This window comes from Salifodinibacter halophilus (genome assembly GCA_012999515.1).
Classification (GTDB): Bacteria; Pseudomonadota; Gammaproteobacteria; order Nevskiales; family Salinisphaeraceae; genus Salifodinibacter; species Salifodinibacter halophilus.
Genome location: JABEEB010000463.1, coordinates 1 through 252 on the forward strand (window position 1 = coordinate 1; position 252 = coordinate 252).

A 252-nucleotide genomic window follows, 5' to 3' on the forward strand; every position below is an offset into this window, starting at 1 on the left:
CGGCGATGGCGGTGGCCGCGGAGACGCCGCAGACGCTCGCGCCCGCCGCGAGGAGCGACCCAGTCTTGTCGGCGAGGCCGAACACGCGGCCGGCGACGGCCTCGACGAGGAGGACGCCCGCGGCGACGGTGACGACGACGAGCGCGACCAGCACGGGGCCGGAGGCGACGAGTTCGTCGACGGTGATGCGAGCGCCGAGCAGGACGATACCCGTTTCGAGGAGGAGTTTCTGCGTGTCGATGCCGGGGCGCG

General features: G+C 73.8%; 1 protein-coding gene. It reads right to left on the minus strand.

What is annotated here, in order from left to right:
* Window positions 1-252 (minus strand): putative sulfate exporter family transporter (locus tag HKX41_12455; protein NNC24947.1); only part of this gene is annotated, 252 nt, incomplete at both ends.